14 protein-coding genes and 1 pseudogene are annotated in these 16,579 nt (G+C 71.0%); 9 read left to right on the top strand and 6 right to left on the bottom strand.

The window, feature by feature from the left end; genetic code table 11:
- The first annotated feature begins 23 nt into the window (after window positions 1–23).
- Window positions 24–962 (top strand): IS481 family transposase, encoded by a 939-nt coding sequence (locus ACZ5UI_RS20075; protein WP_464188931.1) that lies wholly within the window; start codon window positions 24–26, stop codon window positions 960–962.
- A gap of 4 nt (window positions 963–966) precedes the next feature.
- Here ACZ5UI_RS20075 and ACZ5UI_RS20070 read toward each other — a convergent pair whose 3' ends face one another.
- On the bottom strand, window positions 967–1,848 hold the full coding sequence (locus ACZ5UI_RS20070; RefSeq protein ID WP_464190282.1) for a calcium-binding protein: 882 nt from the start codon (window positions 1,846–1,848) through the stop codon (window positions 967–969).
- Window positions 1,849–1,903: 55 nt separating this feature from the next.
- Window positions 1,904–2,770: a 5'-3' exonuclease gene (locus ACZ5UI_RS20065; RefSeq protein ID WP_464190279.1), complete on the bottom strand. Its 867-nt coding sequence runs from the start codon at window positions 2,768–2,770 to the stop codon at window positions 1,904–1,906.
- A 35-nt stretch (window positions 2,771–2,805) separates the two neighbouring features.
- Between ACZ5UI_RS20065 and ACZ5UI_RS20060 the strand changes: the two are divergent.
- Window positions 2,806–3,687 (top strand): annotated as a pseudogene (locus ACZ5UI_RS20060) (ABC1 kinase family protein); the annotation flags it as partial.
- A 493-nt stretch (window positions 3,688–4,180) separates the two neighbouring features.
- On the opposite strand, the gene ACZ5UI_RS20055 reads toward ACZ5UI_RS20060, so the two are convergent.
- Window positions 4,181–4,639 carry an Lrp/AsnC family transcriptional regulator gene (locus ACZ5UI_RS20055; RefSeq protein WP_464190277.1) on the bottom strand — a complete coding sequence of 153 codons (459 nt, stop codon included), beginning with the start codon at window positions 4,637–4,639 and terminating at the stop codon, window positions 4,181–4,183.
- 62 nt (window positions 4,640–4,701) lie between these two features.
- Between ACZ5UI_RS20055 and ACZ5UI_RS20050 the strand changes: the two genes are divergently transcribed.
- The 4 genes from ACZ5UI_RS20050 to ACZ5UI_RS20035 are packed head-to-tail and all read left to right on the top strand — an operon-like array spanning window position 4,702 to window position 9,251.
- The gene (locus ACZ5UI_RS20050; protein ID WP_464190275.1) at window positions 4,702–6,093 is read left to right on the top strand and encodes a cystathionine beta-synthase; all 1,392 of its coding nucleotides are present in this window, start codon (window positions 4,702–4,704) and stop codon (window positions 6,091–6,093) included.
- Complete coding sequence (locus ACZ5UI_RS20045) at window positions 6,093–7,172, top strand: trans-sulfuration enzyme family protein (protein ID WP_464190273.1); 1,080 nt, start codon at window positions 6,093–6,095, stop codon at window positions 7,170–7,172. The genes ACZ5UI_RS20050 and ACZ5UI_RS20045 overlap by 1 nt, the downstream gene beginning before the upstream one ends.
- Window positions 7,173–7,185: 13 nt before the next feature.
- On the top strand, window positions 7,186–7,641 hold the full coding sequence (locus tag ACZ5UI_RS20040) for a MaoC family dehydratase (RefSeq protein ID WP_464190271.1): 456 nt from the start codon (window positions 7,186–7,188) through the stop codon (window positions 7,639–7,641).
- A gap of 26 nt (window positions 7,642–7,667) precedes the next feature.
- Window positions 7,668–9,251: a sulfatase-like hydrolase/transferase gene (locus tag ACZ5UI_RS20035; protein WP_464190269.1), complete on the top strand. Its 1,584-nt coding sequence runs from the start codon at window positions 7,668–7,670 to the stop codon at window positions 9,249–9,251.
- 159 nt (window positions 9,252–9,410) lie between these two features.
- On the opposite strand, the gene ACZ5UI_RS20030 is transcribed toward ACZ5UI_RS20035, so the two are convergent.
- On the bottom strand, window positions 9,411–10,871 hold the full coding sequence (locus tag ACZ5UI_RS20030) for a SpoIID/LytB domain-containing protein (RefSeq protein ID WP_464190266.1): 1,461 nt from the start codon (window positions 10,869–10,871) through the stop codon (window positions 9,411–9,413).
- A 56-nt stretch (window positions 10,872–10,927) separates the two neighbouring features.
- Between ACZ5UI_RS20030 and ACZ5UI_RS20025 the strand changes: the two genes are divergently transcribed.
- The 3 genes from ACZ5UI_RS20025 to ACZ5UI_RS20015 all read left to right on the top strand — a co-directional run bounded on the left by ACZ5UI_RS20025 (window position 10,928) and on the right by ACZ5UI_RS20015 (window position 14,538).
- On the top strand, window positions 10,928–12,571 hold the full coding sequence (locus tag ACZ5UI_RS20025) for an acetolactate synthase large subunit (RefSeq protein ID WP_464190264.1): 1,644 nt from the start codon (window positions 10,928–10,930) through the stop codon (window positions 12,569–12,571).
- Window positions 12,572–12,575: 4 nt separating this feature from the next.
- A complete protein-coding gene (locus tag ACZ5UI_RS20020) occupies window positions 12,576–14,054 on the top strand; it encodes an NAD-dependent succinate-semialdehyde dehydrogenase (protein ID WP_464190262.1) in 1,479 nt (492 codons plus the stop codon).
- Between the two features lie 79 nt (window positions 14,055–14,133).
- Window positions 14,134–14,538: a DUF6855 family protein gene (locus ACZ5UI_RS20015; RefSeq protein WP_464190259.1), complete on the top strand. Its 405-nt coding sequence runs from the start codon at window positions 14,134–14,136 to the stop codon at window positions 14,536–14,538.
- A gap of 7 nt (window positions 14,539–14,545) precedes the next feature.
- Here the strand turns inward: ACZ5UI_RS20015 and ACZ5UI_RS20010 are convergent, their stop codons facing one another.
- Entirely contained in the window at window positions 14,546–15,214 is a 669-nt protein-coding gene (locus ACZ5UI_RS20010) for a type 1 glutamine amidotransferase (protein ID WP_464190257.1), read from the bottom strand.
- A complete protein-coding gene (locus ACZ5UI_RS20005) occupies window positions 15,214–16,560 on the bottom strand; it encodes a class II fumarate hydratase (RefSeq protein WP_464190254.1) in 1,347 nt (448 codons plus the stop codon). The genes ACZ5UI_RS20010 and ACZ5UI_RS20005 overlap by 1 nt, the downstream gene beginning before the upstream one ends.
- Window positions 16,561–16,579: the final 19 nt, after the last annotated feature.

Genomic DNA, 16,579 nt, shown 5'->3' with positions numbered 1-16,579 from the left:
CAGACCGTAGATGTCGCTATGCGATGGCGGCGAGGATCGAGATGGTCCGCCGCCGCCAGGCGGGCGAGTCGTTGCGGCAGATCGCCGCGGCGGTCGGGTGTTCGCCAACCACGGTCAAGACGATGTGTGACCGGTTCGGCCAAGCCAGCGAGGCCGAGAGGGCAGATTTCTCGTGCTTGGCGCCGAGGCGGCCGGTTCCGCTGTCGTGTCCTTGGGCGCTGACGGCGGCCCAGGAGCGCGAGATCCTCGACGCGCGCCAACGCACGAACTGGGGGCCGATGCGCCTGGCGTTCTTGACCGGCCGTCACCGCTCGACGAACTGGAAGGTGCTCAGGCGCCACGGCGTCAGCCGCCGACGCCGCAGCGAGCGGGCGACCGTTGGCAAGCGCTATGAGTGGACCCAAGCCGGCGCCTTGTTGCACATCGACGCGTTCTCGGCAGCGAAGTTCGATGAGCCCGGGCATTGGGCGACCGGTGATCGCTCCCAGGCCCAGCGCTCGCGCGGGGCGGGCAAGACGGTGGTCATCGGAGTGATCGACGACCACACCCGCCTGGCCTACTGCGAGCTGCACGCAGCCGAGAACAAACACACCGTCTCAGCCACGCTCAAGCGCGCCGCGGCCTGGATGGCAGAACAAGGCTGCGGCCCCGTCCAGGCGGTGATGAGTGACAACGCCAAGTGCTACTCCGAGAGCCACCAGTTCGCCCAAACACTGCACCAGCTCGGTGCCCGCCACATCCTCACGCCGCCCTACACCCCCCGCTGGAACGGCAAGATCGAGCGCTTCTGGCAAACCCTGGACACCGAATGGGCCCACAGCCGCGTTTGGCCCAACAGCACCCAACGCGACCGCGCCCTGTCATCGTTCATCCGCTTCTACAACCGCCAACGCCCACACTCAGCCGCCGGCGGCCGACCACCCATCACCCGCGTTCAGCAAGTCCGCGAGCAGGACAGCTAGCGCGCTACCCCACCACCGGCGGTTGCGCCGGGGTGTTCTCGGGCGTCGTGTACACGTGCTCGCAGTGGGTGAACGTGTCGTGCGGGTCGCCGACGGCGACGTCCTCACCGTCGCCGCAGTCGACCGTGTCGTGGTTGCCGTCCTTGGTCGAGAAGCGGTCGTTGCCGGGGCCGCCATGGAGATGGTCCTGGCCGTGGTCGTCGAACAGCTCGTCGGAGCCGTCGCCGCCCCACAGGTCGTCGGCGCCGGCGCCCCCGAGCAGCTCGTCGTCGCCCGCGCCGCCTTCGAGTCGGTCGTCGCCCTTCCCGCCGCGCTCGACGTCGTCCCCGCTCGTCCCGTGATCGACGTCGTTCCCGTTGCCGTGGTCGGCGACGTGGTCGGGAACGTCCGGCTCGGGGTCGGCCACGGTCAGTCGGGCCACCGCGAACTTGGGCACCCACTTGGCTCCGCCGGCGCACCGCTCGATCGTCCGCGTGGGCCAGTTCCAGGAGCTCCAGTTGTGGTAGAACGGCGCCACGAAGGAGGCCGGACGCGCGTAGCCCTCGGGCGCGTGGCCGAAGTACGCCTCGCGGTAGAAGCCGTTCCAGGTCACCCATTCACCGCGGTAGACCCAGTAGTCCCAGACGCCCTCGTTGGGCATCATCGAGTCTCCGGGACAGCTTCCCTCCTTGAAGGTCACCGGATCCGCCCAGGTGCGGTGCGGCGGGATCTCGAACGTCGCGGTGCAGACCAGGGCGTAGGAGCCCTCGCCGGGGGCGAGGTGGAGCCCGGGGCCCTTGCAGCGGTCGTGGGCGACCCGGTAGCCCGCGTCGGCGGTGCCTGCGGTCGCGACGAGGGCCAGGAGGGTGGCGGCGAGCGTGGCCGCCGGAATCTTGGGGAGGCGCATCAAGAACGAGTATCGGCCCGCGCACCGCGAACCGGACCCTCGATTTTCCGCCCGACTACCCCTGAATTTTGGCCTCGAGCCGCTCGGCCAGGCGCTGCATGCCCTTCTCCCGGGCCGCCGCGGCCGCCGCGGCCCAGTCCGTGGGGCGATCCGCCGGACGCTCGAGCGGCACCGGCACGAGCGTGGCCACGACCTTGAAGTCGCGCAGCTCGGCGGCCTGGTCACGCAGCGCCGCCTGCACGCGCGGGCGCTCCCGGACCGCGTTGGCGATCGCGTTCTCCAGCGACCCGTACTCCAGCAGCAGGTCGCGCGCGGTCTTCTCGCCGATGCCCTTGCCGCCGGGGATCGAGTCCGACGGGTCGCCGCGCAGGGCGATGAAGTCGGGGACGAGCTCGGGCCCGATCCCGTAGCGCTTGCGCACGCCCGCCTCGTCGATCAGCTCGGGCGCGCCCTTGCCGCCGCCCGGCCACAGGACGGCGACGTGGTCGTCCACGCACTGGAACATGTCGCGGTCGCCGGTGAAGATCAGCGTGCGTCCGCCGGCGGCGGTCTCGATCGTGGCCAGCGAGCCGAGCACGTCGTCGGCCTCCAGCGTGTCGTGGGCGATCGAGTGCCAGCCGAACGCGCCCCAGAACGCGCCCGACCACTCCAGCTGCGTGGCCAGCGCGTCGGGCACCGGCGGGCGGTCGGCGTGGTAGATCGGCAAGAGCTCGACGCGGTAGGTGGCCGCCTCCGCGCCCCAGCACAGGATCACCGCGCGCGGCTCGTACTGCTCGACCGCCTGGAGGATCAGGTTCGTCGCGCCCAGCAGCCCGTTGACCGGCCGGCCCTCGTCGTCGGTGATCGAGTCGGGCAGCGCGAAGAAGGCCCGGTAGATGAGCGACGGACCGTCGACGACGAGCAGCGGTGCGGGGTCGGCCATGGGCCGAGAGGCTACGTGGCCCGTACCTTGGACACATGCCCGACGACAAGCTGCCCTCCGGCCGTATCGGCCGCACCGCCCGCCTGGGCGGCCTCGTCGCCGGCCAATCGCTGCGCTGGGCCGGCACCCGCGTGGCCAATCGCGGTCGCAGCGAGGAGGACGCCGAGGCGGCCAGCGCGGCCCGGGCGATGGCCACCGCCGACGAGATCGTCAGCGCGCTGGGTCAGATGAAGGGCGCGGCCATGAAGTTCGGCCAGGTGCTGTCGACGATCGACTTCGAGGCGGTGCCCGAGAGCGAGCGCGAGGCGTTCAAGGCCAAGCTCGCGGCGCTGCGCGACCAGGCGCCGAGCGTCTCCTTCGACAAGATCCGCAAGGTGGTGGAGTCCGACCTGGGCGGCAAGCTCGGCGAGTTCTTCGTCGACTTCGGCGAGGTGCCGGTGGCGGCGGCGTCGATCGGGCAGGTGCACCGGGCGACGACGCTGGACGGCGACGACGTGGCGGTGAAGGTCCAGTACCCGGGGGTGGCCGAGGCGGTCGAGACCGACCTGCGCAACGCCGGCCTGCTGATCCCGCTGGTCAAGCGCATGGCCCCGGGCCTGGACGCCAAGGCGGTGATGGGCGAGCTGCGCGAGCGCATCGGCGAGGAGCTCGACTACGAGGTCGAGGCCCAGAACCAGCGGCGCGTGGCCCGCGCCTTCCGCGACCACCCGTTCGCGCTGGTCCCCGGCGTGCACACGGCGCTGTCGGCCCGGCGCGTGCTCGTCACCGACTTCGTGGAGGGCGAGGGCTTCGAGGCCATGAAGCAGCGCCCCCAGGAGGAGCGCGACCGCATCGGCGAGATCCTCTTCCGCTTCTACTTCGGCCTGCTCAACCGCGAGCGCCTGGTGGCCGGCGATCCGCACCCCGGCAACATCCTGCTGGCCGGCGACGGCCGCGTGTGCTTCCTGGACTTCGGCCTGATGCGCCAGGTCCCCGCCGTCTACCTGGCCGGCGAGCGCGACCTGGCCCGCGCGCTGAAGGACGCCGACGCCGCCGGGGTGCACGCGGCGATGAGCAAGCTCGGCTACCTGCCCAAGCCCGACGAGTTCGACCCCGACCGGCTGCTCGCGCAGCTGCAGGAGGCGACCGAGTGGTGGAGCGAGCCGGGCGAGCGCGACCTGAACCCGGCCTACGTCAGCGACCTGGCCGAGCGCACGTCGAGCCCGCGCTCGTCCTCGTATGACCTGATGCGCCGCCAGACCATCCCGCCGGAGGCGATCCTGCTGCGCCGCATGGAGGCGCTGCTGTTCGCCGTGCTGGGCGAGCTGCGGGCCAGCGGCGACTGGCAGGCGCTGGCCCGCGAGCTGCAGAGCGGCCCGCCGGCCGGGACCGAGCTGGGCGACGAGGAGGCCGCCTGGCTGGGCGACGCCCTCACACCCCCGGTCCCCTGACCTGCTCGTAGATCAGCGAGGTCTCGGCGTGGGCCACCGCCGGGTCCGAGGCCAGGTGCTCGACGACGAACTCGCGCAGGTCGTGGGGATCCGTCGCGGCCACCCACAGCAGGTAGTCGGTCGCGCCGGTCATGTGGAAGATCGAGATCACGCCCGGCAGCGCGCGCACGTGGGCGGTGAACGACTCGATCTGCTCGCGCGTGTGGGCCGACAGGCGCACGGCGATCATCGCCTGCAGCGGGCGGCCCAGCGCGGCCAGGTCCACGTCGGCGTGGAAGCCGCGGATCACGCCCCGCTCGCGCAGGGCGCGCACCCGGGTCAGCGCGGTGCTCGGCGCGATCCCGGCGCGCTCGGCCAGGCGGTTGTTGGGCATGCGGGCGTCCTCGGCGAGCAGCGTGATGAGCAGGCGGTCGAGCTGGTCAAGCGGCGGATCGATCATGGCTTCGCCGAAGGATATTCGGCAATCCGGATGCCGTCGCGAATCTTTGGCACAATGGAGTCATGGCCACCGCACTGCGCGGCGACATTCGCGACTCGATCCTCGACGCGATCGGCGGCACGCCCCTCGTCCGGCTGAGCCGGATCGGCGCCGGCCTGACCCCGCAGCTCGTGGCCAAGGTCGAGTCGCTCAACCCCGGCGGCTCGATCAAGGACCGCGTGGCGGTGTCGCTGATCGAGGCGGCCGAGCGCGACGGCCTGCTGCAGCCCGGCGGCACGATCGTCGAGCCGACCTCCGGCAACACGGGCACCGGCCTGGCCATCGCCGCGCGCCTGAAGGGCTACCGCGTGATCGCCGTGATGCCCGACAAGATGAGCCGCGAGAAGATCGATCTGCTGCGCGCCTACGGCGCCGAGGTCGTGATCGCGCCCACCGAGGTCCCGCCGGAGTCGCCCGAGTCCTACTACTCGGTGGCCGAGCGCCTGGCCGCCGAGATCCCCGGCGCCTTCCGCCCCAACCAGTACGCCAACCCGGCCAACCCGGCCGCGCACTACGCGTCGACCGGGCCCGAGCTGTGGGCCCAGAGCGGCGGCGCGATCACCCACCTCGTGGTCGGGGTGGGCACCGGCGGCACGATCACCGGCACGGCGAAGTACCTGCGCGAGCGCAACCCCGACCTGGTGGTCGTCGGCGCCGATCCGGCCGGCTCGATCTACAGCGCCGCGCGTCCCGAGGACGTGCGCGGGTACCTGACCGAGGGCGTCGGCGAGGACTTCTGGCCGCCGGCCTTCGACCCGTCGGTGGTCGATCGCTACGTCACCGTCTCCGACCGCGACGCCTTCCTGACCACCCGCCGCCTGGCCATGACCGAGGGCATCCTGGCCGGCGGCTCGGGCGGCATGGCCGTCCACGCCGCGCTGCAGGTCGCCGCCGAGATCGACGATCCCGCCGCGCTGGTCGCGGTGATCCTGCCCGACGGCGGGCGCTCCTACCTGAGCAAGATCTACGACGACGACTGGATGACCGCGCACGGCTTCCTGGAGCGGGCCGGCGAGCGCACGGTCGGCGACGTGCTGCGCCGCCGCACGGCCGGGGGCGACGTCCCGCCGCTGGTCACGGTCAACGCCCACCAGCGCGTGCGCGACGCGATCGCCCTGCTGCACGAGCACGGCGTCTCGCAGCTGCCGGTCGTCTCGGCCCACGAGACCGGCGCGGTCGTCGGCTCCGTCGGCGAGCGCGGGCTGCTCAAGCACGCGGTGGGCGACGCGCGCCTGCTCGACGCGCAGGTCGTCGACGTGATGGAGCCGCCGCTGCCCGCGGTGGGCACCACCGATCCGCTCAGCGACGCGGTCGAGCTGCTGGTCGGCGAGCGCCAGGCGCTCCTGGTGCTGGACGACGGTCGCCCCGCGGGCGTCGTCTCGCGCACCGACCTGCTCGAGTCGCTGGCCCGTTGATGGACTTCGCCACGAAGGCCGTCCACGCGGGCCTGACGCCGGACCCGAGCTTCGGCTCGGTCATCCCGGCCATCCACCAGACGTCGACCTACGCCCAGAAGGCGGTGGGCGAGTTCGTCGAGGACTACGACTACGCGCGGTCGGCCAACCCCACGCGGCACGCGCTCGAGGTCGCGCTGGGCGAGCTGGACGGCGGGCGCGCCGTGGCCTTCTCCTCCGGCCTGGCCGCGGCCCACGCGGTCTTCACGCACGTGTGCTCCAGCGGCGACCACGTGGTGCTGCCCGCCGACCTGTACGGCGGCACGTATCGGCTGGTCGACAAGGTGCTGGCCCGCTTCGGCCTGGACTACGACCTCGTGGACCAGACGGATCCCGAGGCGGTGGCCCGCGCGATCCGCCCGGACACCAGGCTCGTGTGGGTCGAGACGCCGACCAACCCCCTGCTCAACGTCGTGGACCTCGACGCGGTGATCGCCGCCGCCCACGCGCGCGGCGTGCTGATCGCCGTCGACTCGACGTTCGCCACCCCGGTCAACCAGCGCCCGCTGGAGATCGGCGCCGACCTGGTCGTGCACTCCACGACGAAGTACCTGGGCGGCCACTCCGACGTCGTGGGCGGCGCCGCGATCGCCCGCGACGAGGCGCTGGCCGACGGCCTGCGCTTCGTCCAGAACGCCGTCGGCGCGGTGCCGGCGCCGTTGGACTGCTTCCTCGTGCACCGCGGCCTGCGCACGCTGCACCTGCGCATGGAGGCCCACGCCCGCTCGGCCGCCGCCGTCGTCGAGGCGCTGCAGGACGTGCCCGGCGTCACCGACGTCCGCTGGCCCGGCTTCTCCGGGATGGTGTCCTTCCGCCATCCCGACGCGATCGCCATCGCGCAGCGCACCAAGCTGTTCACGCTGGCCGAGTCGCTGGGCGGCGTGGAGTCGCTGATCGAGGTTCCGCAGGCGATGACCCACCAGTCCGTCGAGGGCAGCGCCGCCGCGGTGCCCGCGGACCTCGTGCGCCTGTCCTGTGGGATCGAGTCCCCCCGCGACCTGGCGGCGGACGTGTTGGGAGCGCTGGCCACCGGCGCCTGACAGGATCCGGTCCATGCTCACCCTCAACGGCATCGACGACATCAAGGGCCGGGTCGGCCAGGAGCTCGGCGTCAGCGGTTGGCTGGAGGTCACGCAGGACGCGATCGACCAGTTCGCGGACGCGACCGGCGACCACCAGTTCATCCACGTGGACGTGGAGAAGGCCAAGCAGACGCCGTTCGGCGGCACGATCGCCCACGGCTACTTCACGCTGTCGCTGGCGCCGCGCTTCTCCTATGAGATGTACACGATCGAGAACGTCGCCTTCGCGCTGAACTACGGGGCCAACAAGGTGCGCTTTCCGGCACCGCTGAAGGTGGGCTCGAAGGTGCGCATGCGCGCGGTCCTGTCCAACGTCGAGGACGTCCCCGGTGGCGTGCAGTTGACCACGACCTGTACGTTCGAGGTCGAAGGTGGTGAGAAGCCGGTGTGCGTCGCGGAGACGCTGAGCCGGGTATTCTCAGGCTGACATTGCGTCATTAGGAGGAGCTCGGAGTGCTGAATCGCCGGGAGTTGCTGCAAAGGGCGGCCGCCGCTGCACCGGCGGTGCTGCTGGGCAAGGCCGCGCTGGCCTCCGCCGCGACTGGTCCCGCGGCGTTCGCCGGGCGCAACCTGGTCATCTTCATGACCGACCAGGAGCGGGCGATCCAGCACTTCCCCCGAGGGTGGGCCGAGCGCAACCTGCCCGGCCTCCAACGCCTGCTCAAGAACGGCGTGTCGTTCGAGAACGCGACCTGCAACGCCTGCATGTGCTCGCCCTCGCGGGCCACCTTCTTCACCGGCCAGCTGCCGGCGCACCACGGCGTGAAGTACACGCTCGAAGAGGACATGCCCAACGACCAGTACCCGCAGGTCGAGCTCGAGCCCACGCTGCCCAACCTGGCCACCGCGATGCACGCGATCGGCTACGACGTCGTCTACAAGGGCAAGTTCCACCTGACCAAGCCGGCCAACGGGTCGAGCTTCCAGACCTCCGACCTGCTGCCCTTCGGCTTCACCCGCTGGAACCCGCCGGACGCCGGCGCCAACCAGGACGTCTCCCAGGCCGGGGGCGGGAGCACCGACAACGACGGGCGCTACATGAGCTCCGAGGGCGACCCGGAGTCCGGCCAGGAGGGCGTGCTCCAGTTCCTCAGGACGCGCAAGCCCGGCGACAAGCCGTTCTGCCTGATGATCTCGCTGGTCAACCCGCACGACGTGCTGCTCTACCCGCGCACGTACCAGTCGGGTGGCTACGACGAGTCGTGGCTCGAAGGCGACATCGAGCTGCCGGCCACCGTGGAAGAGGACCTGTCGACCAAGCCCAGCGTGCAGCAGCGCTTCGTGAACCTGTTCGGGCTGTCGGGCGTGCTGGGCACGCCGGAGCGCAAGCGCAACTACCTGCGCTTCTACGGCAACCTCATGCGGTCGTCGGACAACTACCTGGTCGAGGTCATGGACGCCCTGGACAAGCAGGGGCTGACCAACGACACGGTCGTCGTGCGCACCGCCGATCACGGCGAGATGGGCATGACGCACAACTCGATGCGCCAGAAGAACTTCCAGGCCTACGAGGAGACGCTGCGCGTGCCGCTGGTCTACTCCAACCCGCAGCTGTTCCCGCGGGCGCGGCAGTCCAACGCGTTGGTCTCCCACGTGGACTTCATGCCCACGATCGCCGGGCTGTTCGGCGCGCCCAAGGTGAAGCGCTGGCAGGGACAGGACTACTCGCGCCTGGTCGCGGGCACCTCGAGCCGGCCGGTCCAGGACCACACCGTGTTCACCTTCGAGGACGTGCAGGCCGGCCAGGCCAGCCCGCCGTACCTGAAGGCGCCCAACTGCATCGTGGCCATCCGCGAGCAGCGCTGGAAGCTCGTCGAGACGTACGACGCCAAGGGCCAGCTGCCCAGCGAGTGGGAGTTCTACGACATCCGCAACGACCGGCTGGAGAAGCGCAACCTGGCCTGGGAGGGCGTGAAGCGCACGCCCGAGCAGGAGCGCGCCTACCAGCGCCTCCAGGCCAAGCTGAAGGTGGTCAAGCAGCGCGACCTGCAGCCGCTGCCGACCACGCCGCAGCCGCTGGTCCTGCCGCCGGTCTAGTGTCCTGAGTCGGTAATTCGTGTGCAGCTGGTGGATGGCGGGGCGGGCCTGCCCGTGACCGCCATCCACCGTCGTACTGGTGGTACGGCTGTGGATGGTGGGTGCGGGCAGGCACGATGCCGCCGCCGCCAGATGCGGGCGAATTTCTGACTCAGGGCACTAGCGCAGGCGGACGATCGGGCCCGGGGCGTTGCCGACGGTGACGCGGTAGCGCCCGGCGCCGGGCAGCGTGATCTTGTAGCGCTGGGTGCTGCCCAGGTGGGTCGAGCGCACCGTGCGCCAGCGGCCGTTGCGCTGGCGCTGCAGCTTGACCGTGGTGCCGGGTCGGGCACCCCAGGCCGCGCCCGTGACGCGCGGCGCGGTGATCGGCACGCTGGCCATGCGGGCGCCCGGGGACGCGCCGCCGCTGGACGAGCCGGTCTTCGGTGTGGTCGGCGTGGTGCTCGGCGTGGCGGGCGTGGCCGGCGTCGACGGCGGCAGCTCGACCTCGGCCGTCGCCCCGTTGAAGGTCATCCACGAGTCGCGCAGCGCGAACGCCCCGCGCAGCTGGTCGCCGGTCACCACCGTGTTGCCGCCCGTGCCCACCACGGTCGCCTTGACGATCCGCGGCGACGTCCCGCGCTGGTTGACGACGATCCGCTTCAGCGTGCCCTTGACCAGCGAGCCGAGCTTGGCCGTGGCGGTCGCGTTGGACATGCGGATCGGGCCCCAGCGGTGGTAGGGCGAGACGTCGTCGTAGGGATCGTCGACGCCGACCAGGTACGGCTTGGGCGTCGCGCCCTTCCAGACGTTCTCGACGCTCTCGGTGTGGCCGCCGGAGGTGGAGAAGAAGTAGGTGGTGATCGGGTCGCCGTCGTAGGTGACGACCTCGCCCGCGGTGGCGTTCGTCGCCTTGTTCGTCGTCGGGGTCTCGCCGGCCACGCCGCGGTAGACCTGCGAGCGCGTGTCGGAGTAGAGGTCGTAGCCGGCGCTGCCGCCCGACTTCGTGGTGATCGCGTAGCCGCGCGTGGCCACCGCCTGGGCCTCCAGCGCCTCGGCCGGCCACGACGGGATCGCCTCGTTGCCGATCACGCCGGCGGTGTACTGCTCGATGCCCACCGCGTTGATGGCCATCAGGCCGCCGGAGCCCGGCCGGAACTCCAGCCACCCGCGGTAGGAGCCGTTGAGCACGCCGTTGCCCGCGGTGCCCATCAGCTTGACCGGGGCGTCGGCCGAGTTGGTCACCTGCAGCGGCGCGTCGAACGTCGCCACCTTCGTGCCCGCGCTGTTGAGCAGGTCCACGCGCGCGCCGTTGGCTCGCGCCGAGTAGGTCTTGGCCGGGTCCAGCTTCTTCGTGCCCGCGTTGGTCACGCCCGTGAACTGCGGCGCGGAGCTGGACAGCAGCAGCACGCGCACGACCGTGTCCTCGTCGGTCTGCCCGATCTCCGTGCCCTGGTAGTAGTGCGCGAGGATCTGGGCGTGCGTCCAGCCGTGCTCCGCGTAGCCCGCGGCGCCGTACTGGCTCATGCCGATGCCGTGGCCGAAGCCGGCGCCGTTGATGGTCAGCGTGGAGGCGGCCCACGCGGGGGTCGCGGCGACGATCGCCAGGATCGTGGCCAGAAGGGCGGTACGGCGCATCATCGGGTCAAACTCAGGGACAGGTTTGGAGTTTCGGTCGACGGAGTAGGGTCACGTTCGTGAGCAAACGACGCGCTTCCGACGTCTTCGTGGAGTGCCTCGAAGCGGAAGGTGTGCGTCACGTCTTCGGCATTCCCGGTGAGGAGACGCTGGATCTGAACGAGTCGCTGGCCGACTCGACCGTCTCCTTCATCCCCGTTCGACACGAACAGGGCGGGGCCTACATGGCGGACATGGTAGGTCGATTGACCGGGCGCGCCGGCGTTTGCCTGGGCACGCTGGGTCCGGGCGCGACGAACCTGATCACCGCCGTGGCCGACGCGTTCCTCGATCGCGCACCGCTCGTGGCGCTGACCGGCCAGGGCGATCTGGAGCGGATGCACAAGGAGTCCCACCAGTACATCGACCTGGTCGAGATCATGCGCCCGATCACCAAGTGGAACGCGCGCGTGAACTCGCCGGAGATCATCCCCGAGGTCGTGCGCAAGGCGTTCAAGGTGGCCGAGTCCGAGAAGCCCGGCGCCACGCACCTGGAGCTGCCCGAGGACGTGATGGCCGGCGAGGTCGACGCCTCGCCGCTGGCCCGCCGCCGGCCGGTGCTGCCCGAGCCGGGCGCGCGTGAGCTGCTCAAGGCGGCCGACGTGATCCGCTCCGCGCTGAACCCGGTCGTGCTGGCCGGCAACGGCGTCGTGCGCGGCGGTGCGTCACCCGCGCTGCGCGAGTTCGCCCGCGCGACCGGCATCCCGGTGGCCGAGACGTTCATGGGCAAGGGGCTGGTCGACTACACCGACCCGCACGCGCTGGGTACCGTCGGCCTGCAGTCGCGCGACTACGCGATGGCTGGGTTCGAGGACGCCGACGTGGTCATCGCCGTCGGCTACGACCTCGTCGAGCACGCGCCCAAGCACTGGAACCCCAAGCGCGACAAGCGCATCGTGGTGATCGACTCCCAGCAGGCCGAGATCGACGAGTACTTCGTGCCCGAGGTCGAGCTGGTCGGCGACATCTACCACGTGCTCACGCGCCTGGCCGAAGAGGGCCGGCACGTCCCCCACAGCGGCGGCTCGCGGCGCTTGCGCGACATCGTGCTCGGGCGCTTCGAGGCGGCCAAGGACGACGACCACTTCCCGATGCAGCCCCCGCGCGTGCTCTGGGAGATCCGCCAGGCGCTGGGCCGCAACGACATCCTCGTCTCCGACGTCGGGCTGCACAAGCTGTGGATCGGGCGCATGTTCCCGGCCCACGAGCCCAACACGGTGATCATCGCCAACGGCCTGGCCGGGATGGGCTTCGCGCTGCCCTGCGGGATCGCCGCCAAGCTGGTGCATCCCGAGCGCAAGGTCGTCACCGTCAACGGCGACGGCGGCGTGATGATGAACATCCAGGAGCTCGAGACCGCGGTGCGCCTGCGCACCCCCGTGGTCAACGTGATCTGGGAGAACGCCCAGTTCGGATCGATCGTCTGGAAGCAGGACAAGAAGTTCGGCCGCCACTTCGGCGTCGACTTCACGAACCCGGACTTCGTCAAGCTCGCGGACGCCTTCGGCATCCCCGGCTGGCGCTGCGAGTCGGTGGACGACTTCGGGCGATATCTTCGGCGTGCTCTGACGCTTGACACCCCCTCGGTGATCGTCGTCCCCATCGACTACTCGATCGATGTGGCGATCTCCGAGGAGCTCGGTACCGAAACGGTGGTGACCTGAATCCATGGCCGCAACAGATACGTCCGCTGAACAGGCTGTCCTGGGCGCCGTGCCCAAGCAGCTGCTGATCGGCGGCAAGTGGGTCGACTCCTCCAGCGGCGAGACGCTCGCCGTCGAGGATCCGGCGACGGGCGAGACGCTCGTGGAGATCGCCGACGCGACCGTCGAGGACGCCAAGGCGGCGCTCGGTGCCGCTGACGAGGCGTTCAAGACGTTCCGCGACGTCGCTCCGCGCGAGCGGGCCGACATCCTGCGCCGCGCGTACGACGCGATGATCGAGCAGGCCGAGGACCTGGCGCTGCTGATGACGCTGGAGATGGGCAAGCCGCTGGTCGAGGCCAAGGCCGAGGTCACCTACGCGGCCGCGTTCCTGCGCTGGTACTCCGAGGAGGCGGTGCGCATCAACGGCCGCTTCACGGTGGCCGAGGCGGGCGGGTCGCGCCTGCTGACGATGAAGCAGCCGATCGGGCCGTGCCTGTTCATCACCCCGTGGAACTTCCCGCTGGCCATGGGCACCCGCAAGATCGGCCCGGCCATCGCCGCGGGCTGCACGTCGGTGGTCAAGCCGGCCAAGCAGACGCCGCTGTCGATGATCATGCTGGCCAAGATCTTCGAGGACGCCGGCCTGCCCGACGGCGTGCTCAACGTGCTGACGGCGTCGTCGTCGGGCTCGATCATGGAGCCGCTGATCCGCGACGACCGCCTGCGCAAGCTGTCGTTCACGGGCTCCACCGCCGTGGGCAAGACGCTGATCGAGCAGAGCGCCGAGCAGGTGCTGAAGGTGTCGATGGAGCTGGGCGGCAACGCCCCGTTCCTCGTCTTCGAGGACGCCGACCTGGACGCCGCGATCGAGGGCGCGCTGATCGCCAAGATGCGCAACGGCGGCGAGGCGTGCACCAGCGCGAACCGCTTCCACGTGCACGAGAGCGTCGCCGCCGAGTTCGCCGAGAAGCTGGCCGCCCGCATCGGGGCCTTCAAGATCGGGCGCGGCACCGACGACGAGGTCAAGATGGGCCCGCTGATCGACGAGGCGCAGCGCACCAAGGTCGCCGACCTGGTCTCCGACGCGGTCGACAAGGGCGCCACGGTCCTGTGCGGCGGCGCGCGCGTCGACGGACCTGGGTACTTCTACGAGCCGACCGTGCTCACCGATGTGAGCTCCAACGCCGACCTGCTGTCGGAGGAGATCTTCGGCCCGGTGGCCCCGGTGATCGGCTTCGCCACCGACGACGAGGCGATCGCCGCGGCCAACAACACCGAGTACGGCCTGGTCGCCTACGTCTTCACCCAGGACATCAAGCGCGCGTTCAAGGTCATCGAGCGCCTCGACACCGGCATGGTCGGCCTCAACCAGGGCCTGGTCTCCAACGCGGGCGCCCCGTTCGGCGGCGTCAAGCAGTCCGGGTTCGGTCGCGAAGGCGGGCCGGAGGGCATCGAGGAGTACCTGGAGACGAAGTACGTGGCGATCAACGCCGGCGCCTGACCGCGGCGCGCCTGGGTCGGATGTGTTCTCGATGACCCGGGCGCGTGTCGCATCGGCGCGCGCGTGAGACGATCAGCGCATGACCCGTCAGTGGCAGGGCTCGGGGACCCCCGAGGATCCGTGGCAGCTGAGAACGCCGCCCGGCAGCTCTGAGTACGAGATGTACCGCGACGGCGACGAGATCGTCTGCGTGGTCGGGCAGACGAGGCTCGGCTATCAGGCCCGCGCGATCGAGGACCTCCACGACATGCTCGTCGCCCGCGGCGACTGGATCTCGCTGGGCAGCACCGACGAGTCCAAGGAGCCCGCGCCCGGGACCGTCGAGGCCTGGGGCCGCTCGCCCGACAACCCGGTCGGCGGCTTCTACGGCACGAAGAAGGGCCTGCGCGGCCGCTTCGGCATGTACATGCCCCCACTGCTGGAAGCCCTCGGCCTGGCCGAGCTGGAGCACTTCGCGCGCAACAACAAGATGCGCGCGATCTAAGCGTCTTTCAGAGGTCGATCGGCTTCGCGCGGCCCGCGAGCAGCAGCGCGTCGAACAGCCCGAAGGCGCGCTCGCGCACCGAGCCGGCCAGCAGCGCGGCGGTGTCCTCGCGGATGCCGGGCGGCACGAGCGCGTCCTCGCGCGACGCGTCGGCCCACAGGCCCACGATGCGCGCGTCGACCTCGGGATGGAACTGCAGCCCGACGTGGGGGCCGAGACGGAAGGCCTGCACGCCGCTCTCGTTGGCGGCCAGGATCTCGGCGCCCGCCGGCGGGAGGATCTCGTCGCGGTGCCACTCCAGCCAGGGGCCGTCGTCGAAGGCGCCGGTGCGCGAGCCGACCGAGACCCAGCCGATCTCCGGCCGGGCCGCGCGGCGGACGCTGCCGCCCAGCGCGCGGGCCAGCGACTGGCCGCCGAAGCAGATTCCCAGCACCGGGATGTCGGCCTCGGCGGCCGCCCGCAGCGTGGCCTGCTCGACCGCCTGCCAGGCCACCGTGTCGTCGTCGGCCGCGTGCTCGGAGCCCAGCGAGACGACGCGGTCGAAGGCGGCGATCCCCTCGGGGACCAGCGCGCCCTCGTCCAGCCGCACCACCTCCAGCTCGACGCCCCGCGCCGCGGCCCACTCGGCGAGCAGGCCGGCCGGCGCGTCAGCGTCGTGCTGGAGAACCAGGATCACTACTGGTCGGCGTCAGGATGCGCAGCCGAGCCGCGCGCCATCTTCCGCAGGTCCATCGCCGTCTCGTAGGTCTCCTCGTCGACGCCGTGCTCCAGGGCGACCTCGCGGAGCATGCGGCCCGAGGAGGCGGCCTCCTTGACGATGGCGCCCGCCCGGTCGTAGCCGATGTGCGGGTTGAGCGCGGTCGCGGCGGCCAGGGTCGACTCGGCCGAGCGCTTGGCGCCCTCGATGTTGGCCTCGATCCCGTCGACGCACTTCTCGGCGAACAGCGTCGTCGCGGTGGTCAGCAGGTGGATCGAGCCGAGCAGGTTGCGCGCGATCAGCGGGATCCGCACGTTGAGCTCGAAGTTGCCCTGCATGCCGCCGATGGTGATCGCGGTGTCGTTGCCGATCACCTGGGCCGACACCTGCAGCACGACCTCGGGCAGCACCGGGTTGACCTTGCCGGGCATGATCGACGAGCCCTTCTGCAGCTCGGGCAGGAAGATCTCCCCGATCCCGGCGCGCGGGCCGGAGCCCATCAGGGCGATGTCGTTGGCGATCTTGGTCAGCGACACGGCGATGACCTTCAGCGCGCCCGACAGCTCGACCAGCGCGTCGCGGTTGCCCTGCGCCTCGAACGGATCCTCCGGGGCCAGGATCTCCAGGCCCGAGGACGCCGACAGCTGCGCGCGCACGAGCTCGGCGAACTTCGGGTGCGTGTTCAGGCCGGTGCCGGTGGCGGTGCCGCCCAGCGGGATCTGCGCGACCTGCGGGAGGGCGTTGCGCACGCGGCGCGCGCCCAGGCGGATCTGCGCGGCGTAGCCGGAGAACTCCTGACCGAGCGTCACGGGCACGGCGTCCATCAGGTGCGTGCGGCCGGACTTGACGATGTCGTGGAACTCGTCGGCCTTGACGTCGAACGCGCTCTCCAGCCGCGCGAGCGCGGGCAGCAGACGGTGCGTCGCCTCGTCCAGCGCGGCCAGGTGGACCGCGGACGGGAACACGTCGTTGGACGACTGGCCCATGTTCACGTGGTCGTTGGCGTGGGCGCCGTCGCCGGCGATGTTCGCGATGACCTCGTTGGCGTTCATGTTCGACGAGGTGCCCGACCCGGTCTGGAACACGTCGATCGGGAACTGGGCGTCGTACTGGCCATCACCGATCGCGTCGCCCGCCTGGGCGATCCGCTCCGCGACCTCGGGATCCAGCCCGCCGAGCTCCGCGTTGACGCGGGCGGCCGACGCCTTGATGCGGCCGAGCCAGTGGATCACCGCCGCCGGGACGCGCTCGCCGGACACGGGGAAGTTCTCGATGGCCTTGGCGGTCTCGCCGCCCCACAGGTTCTCTTGCTCGGTCGTGCTCATGTGCTCTCCACGTTAGGAC

Source organism: Conexibacter sp. JCM 18997 (assembly GCF_055391915.1).
The sequence above is the reverse complement of the archived record's forward strand: the minus strand, read 5'-3'. Positions and strand labels throughout refer to the sequence as shown.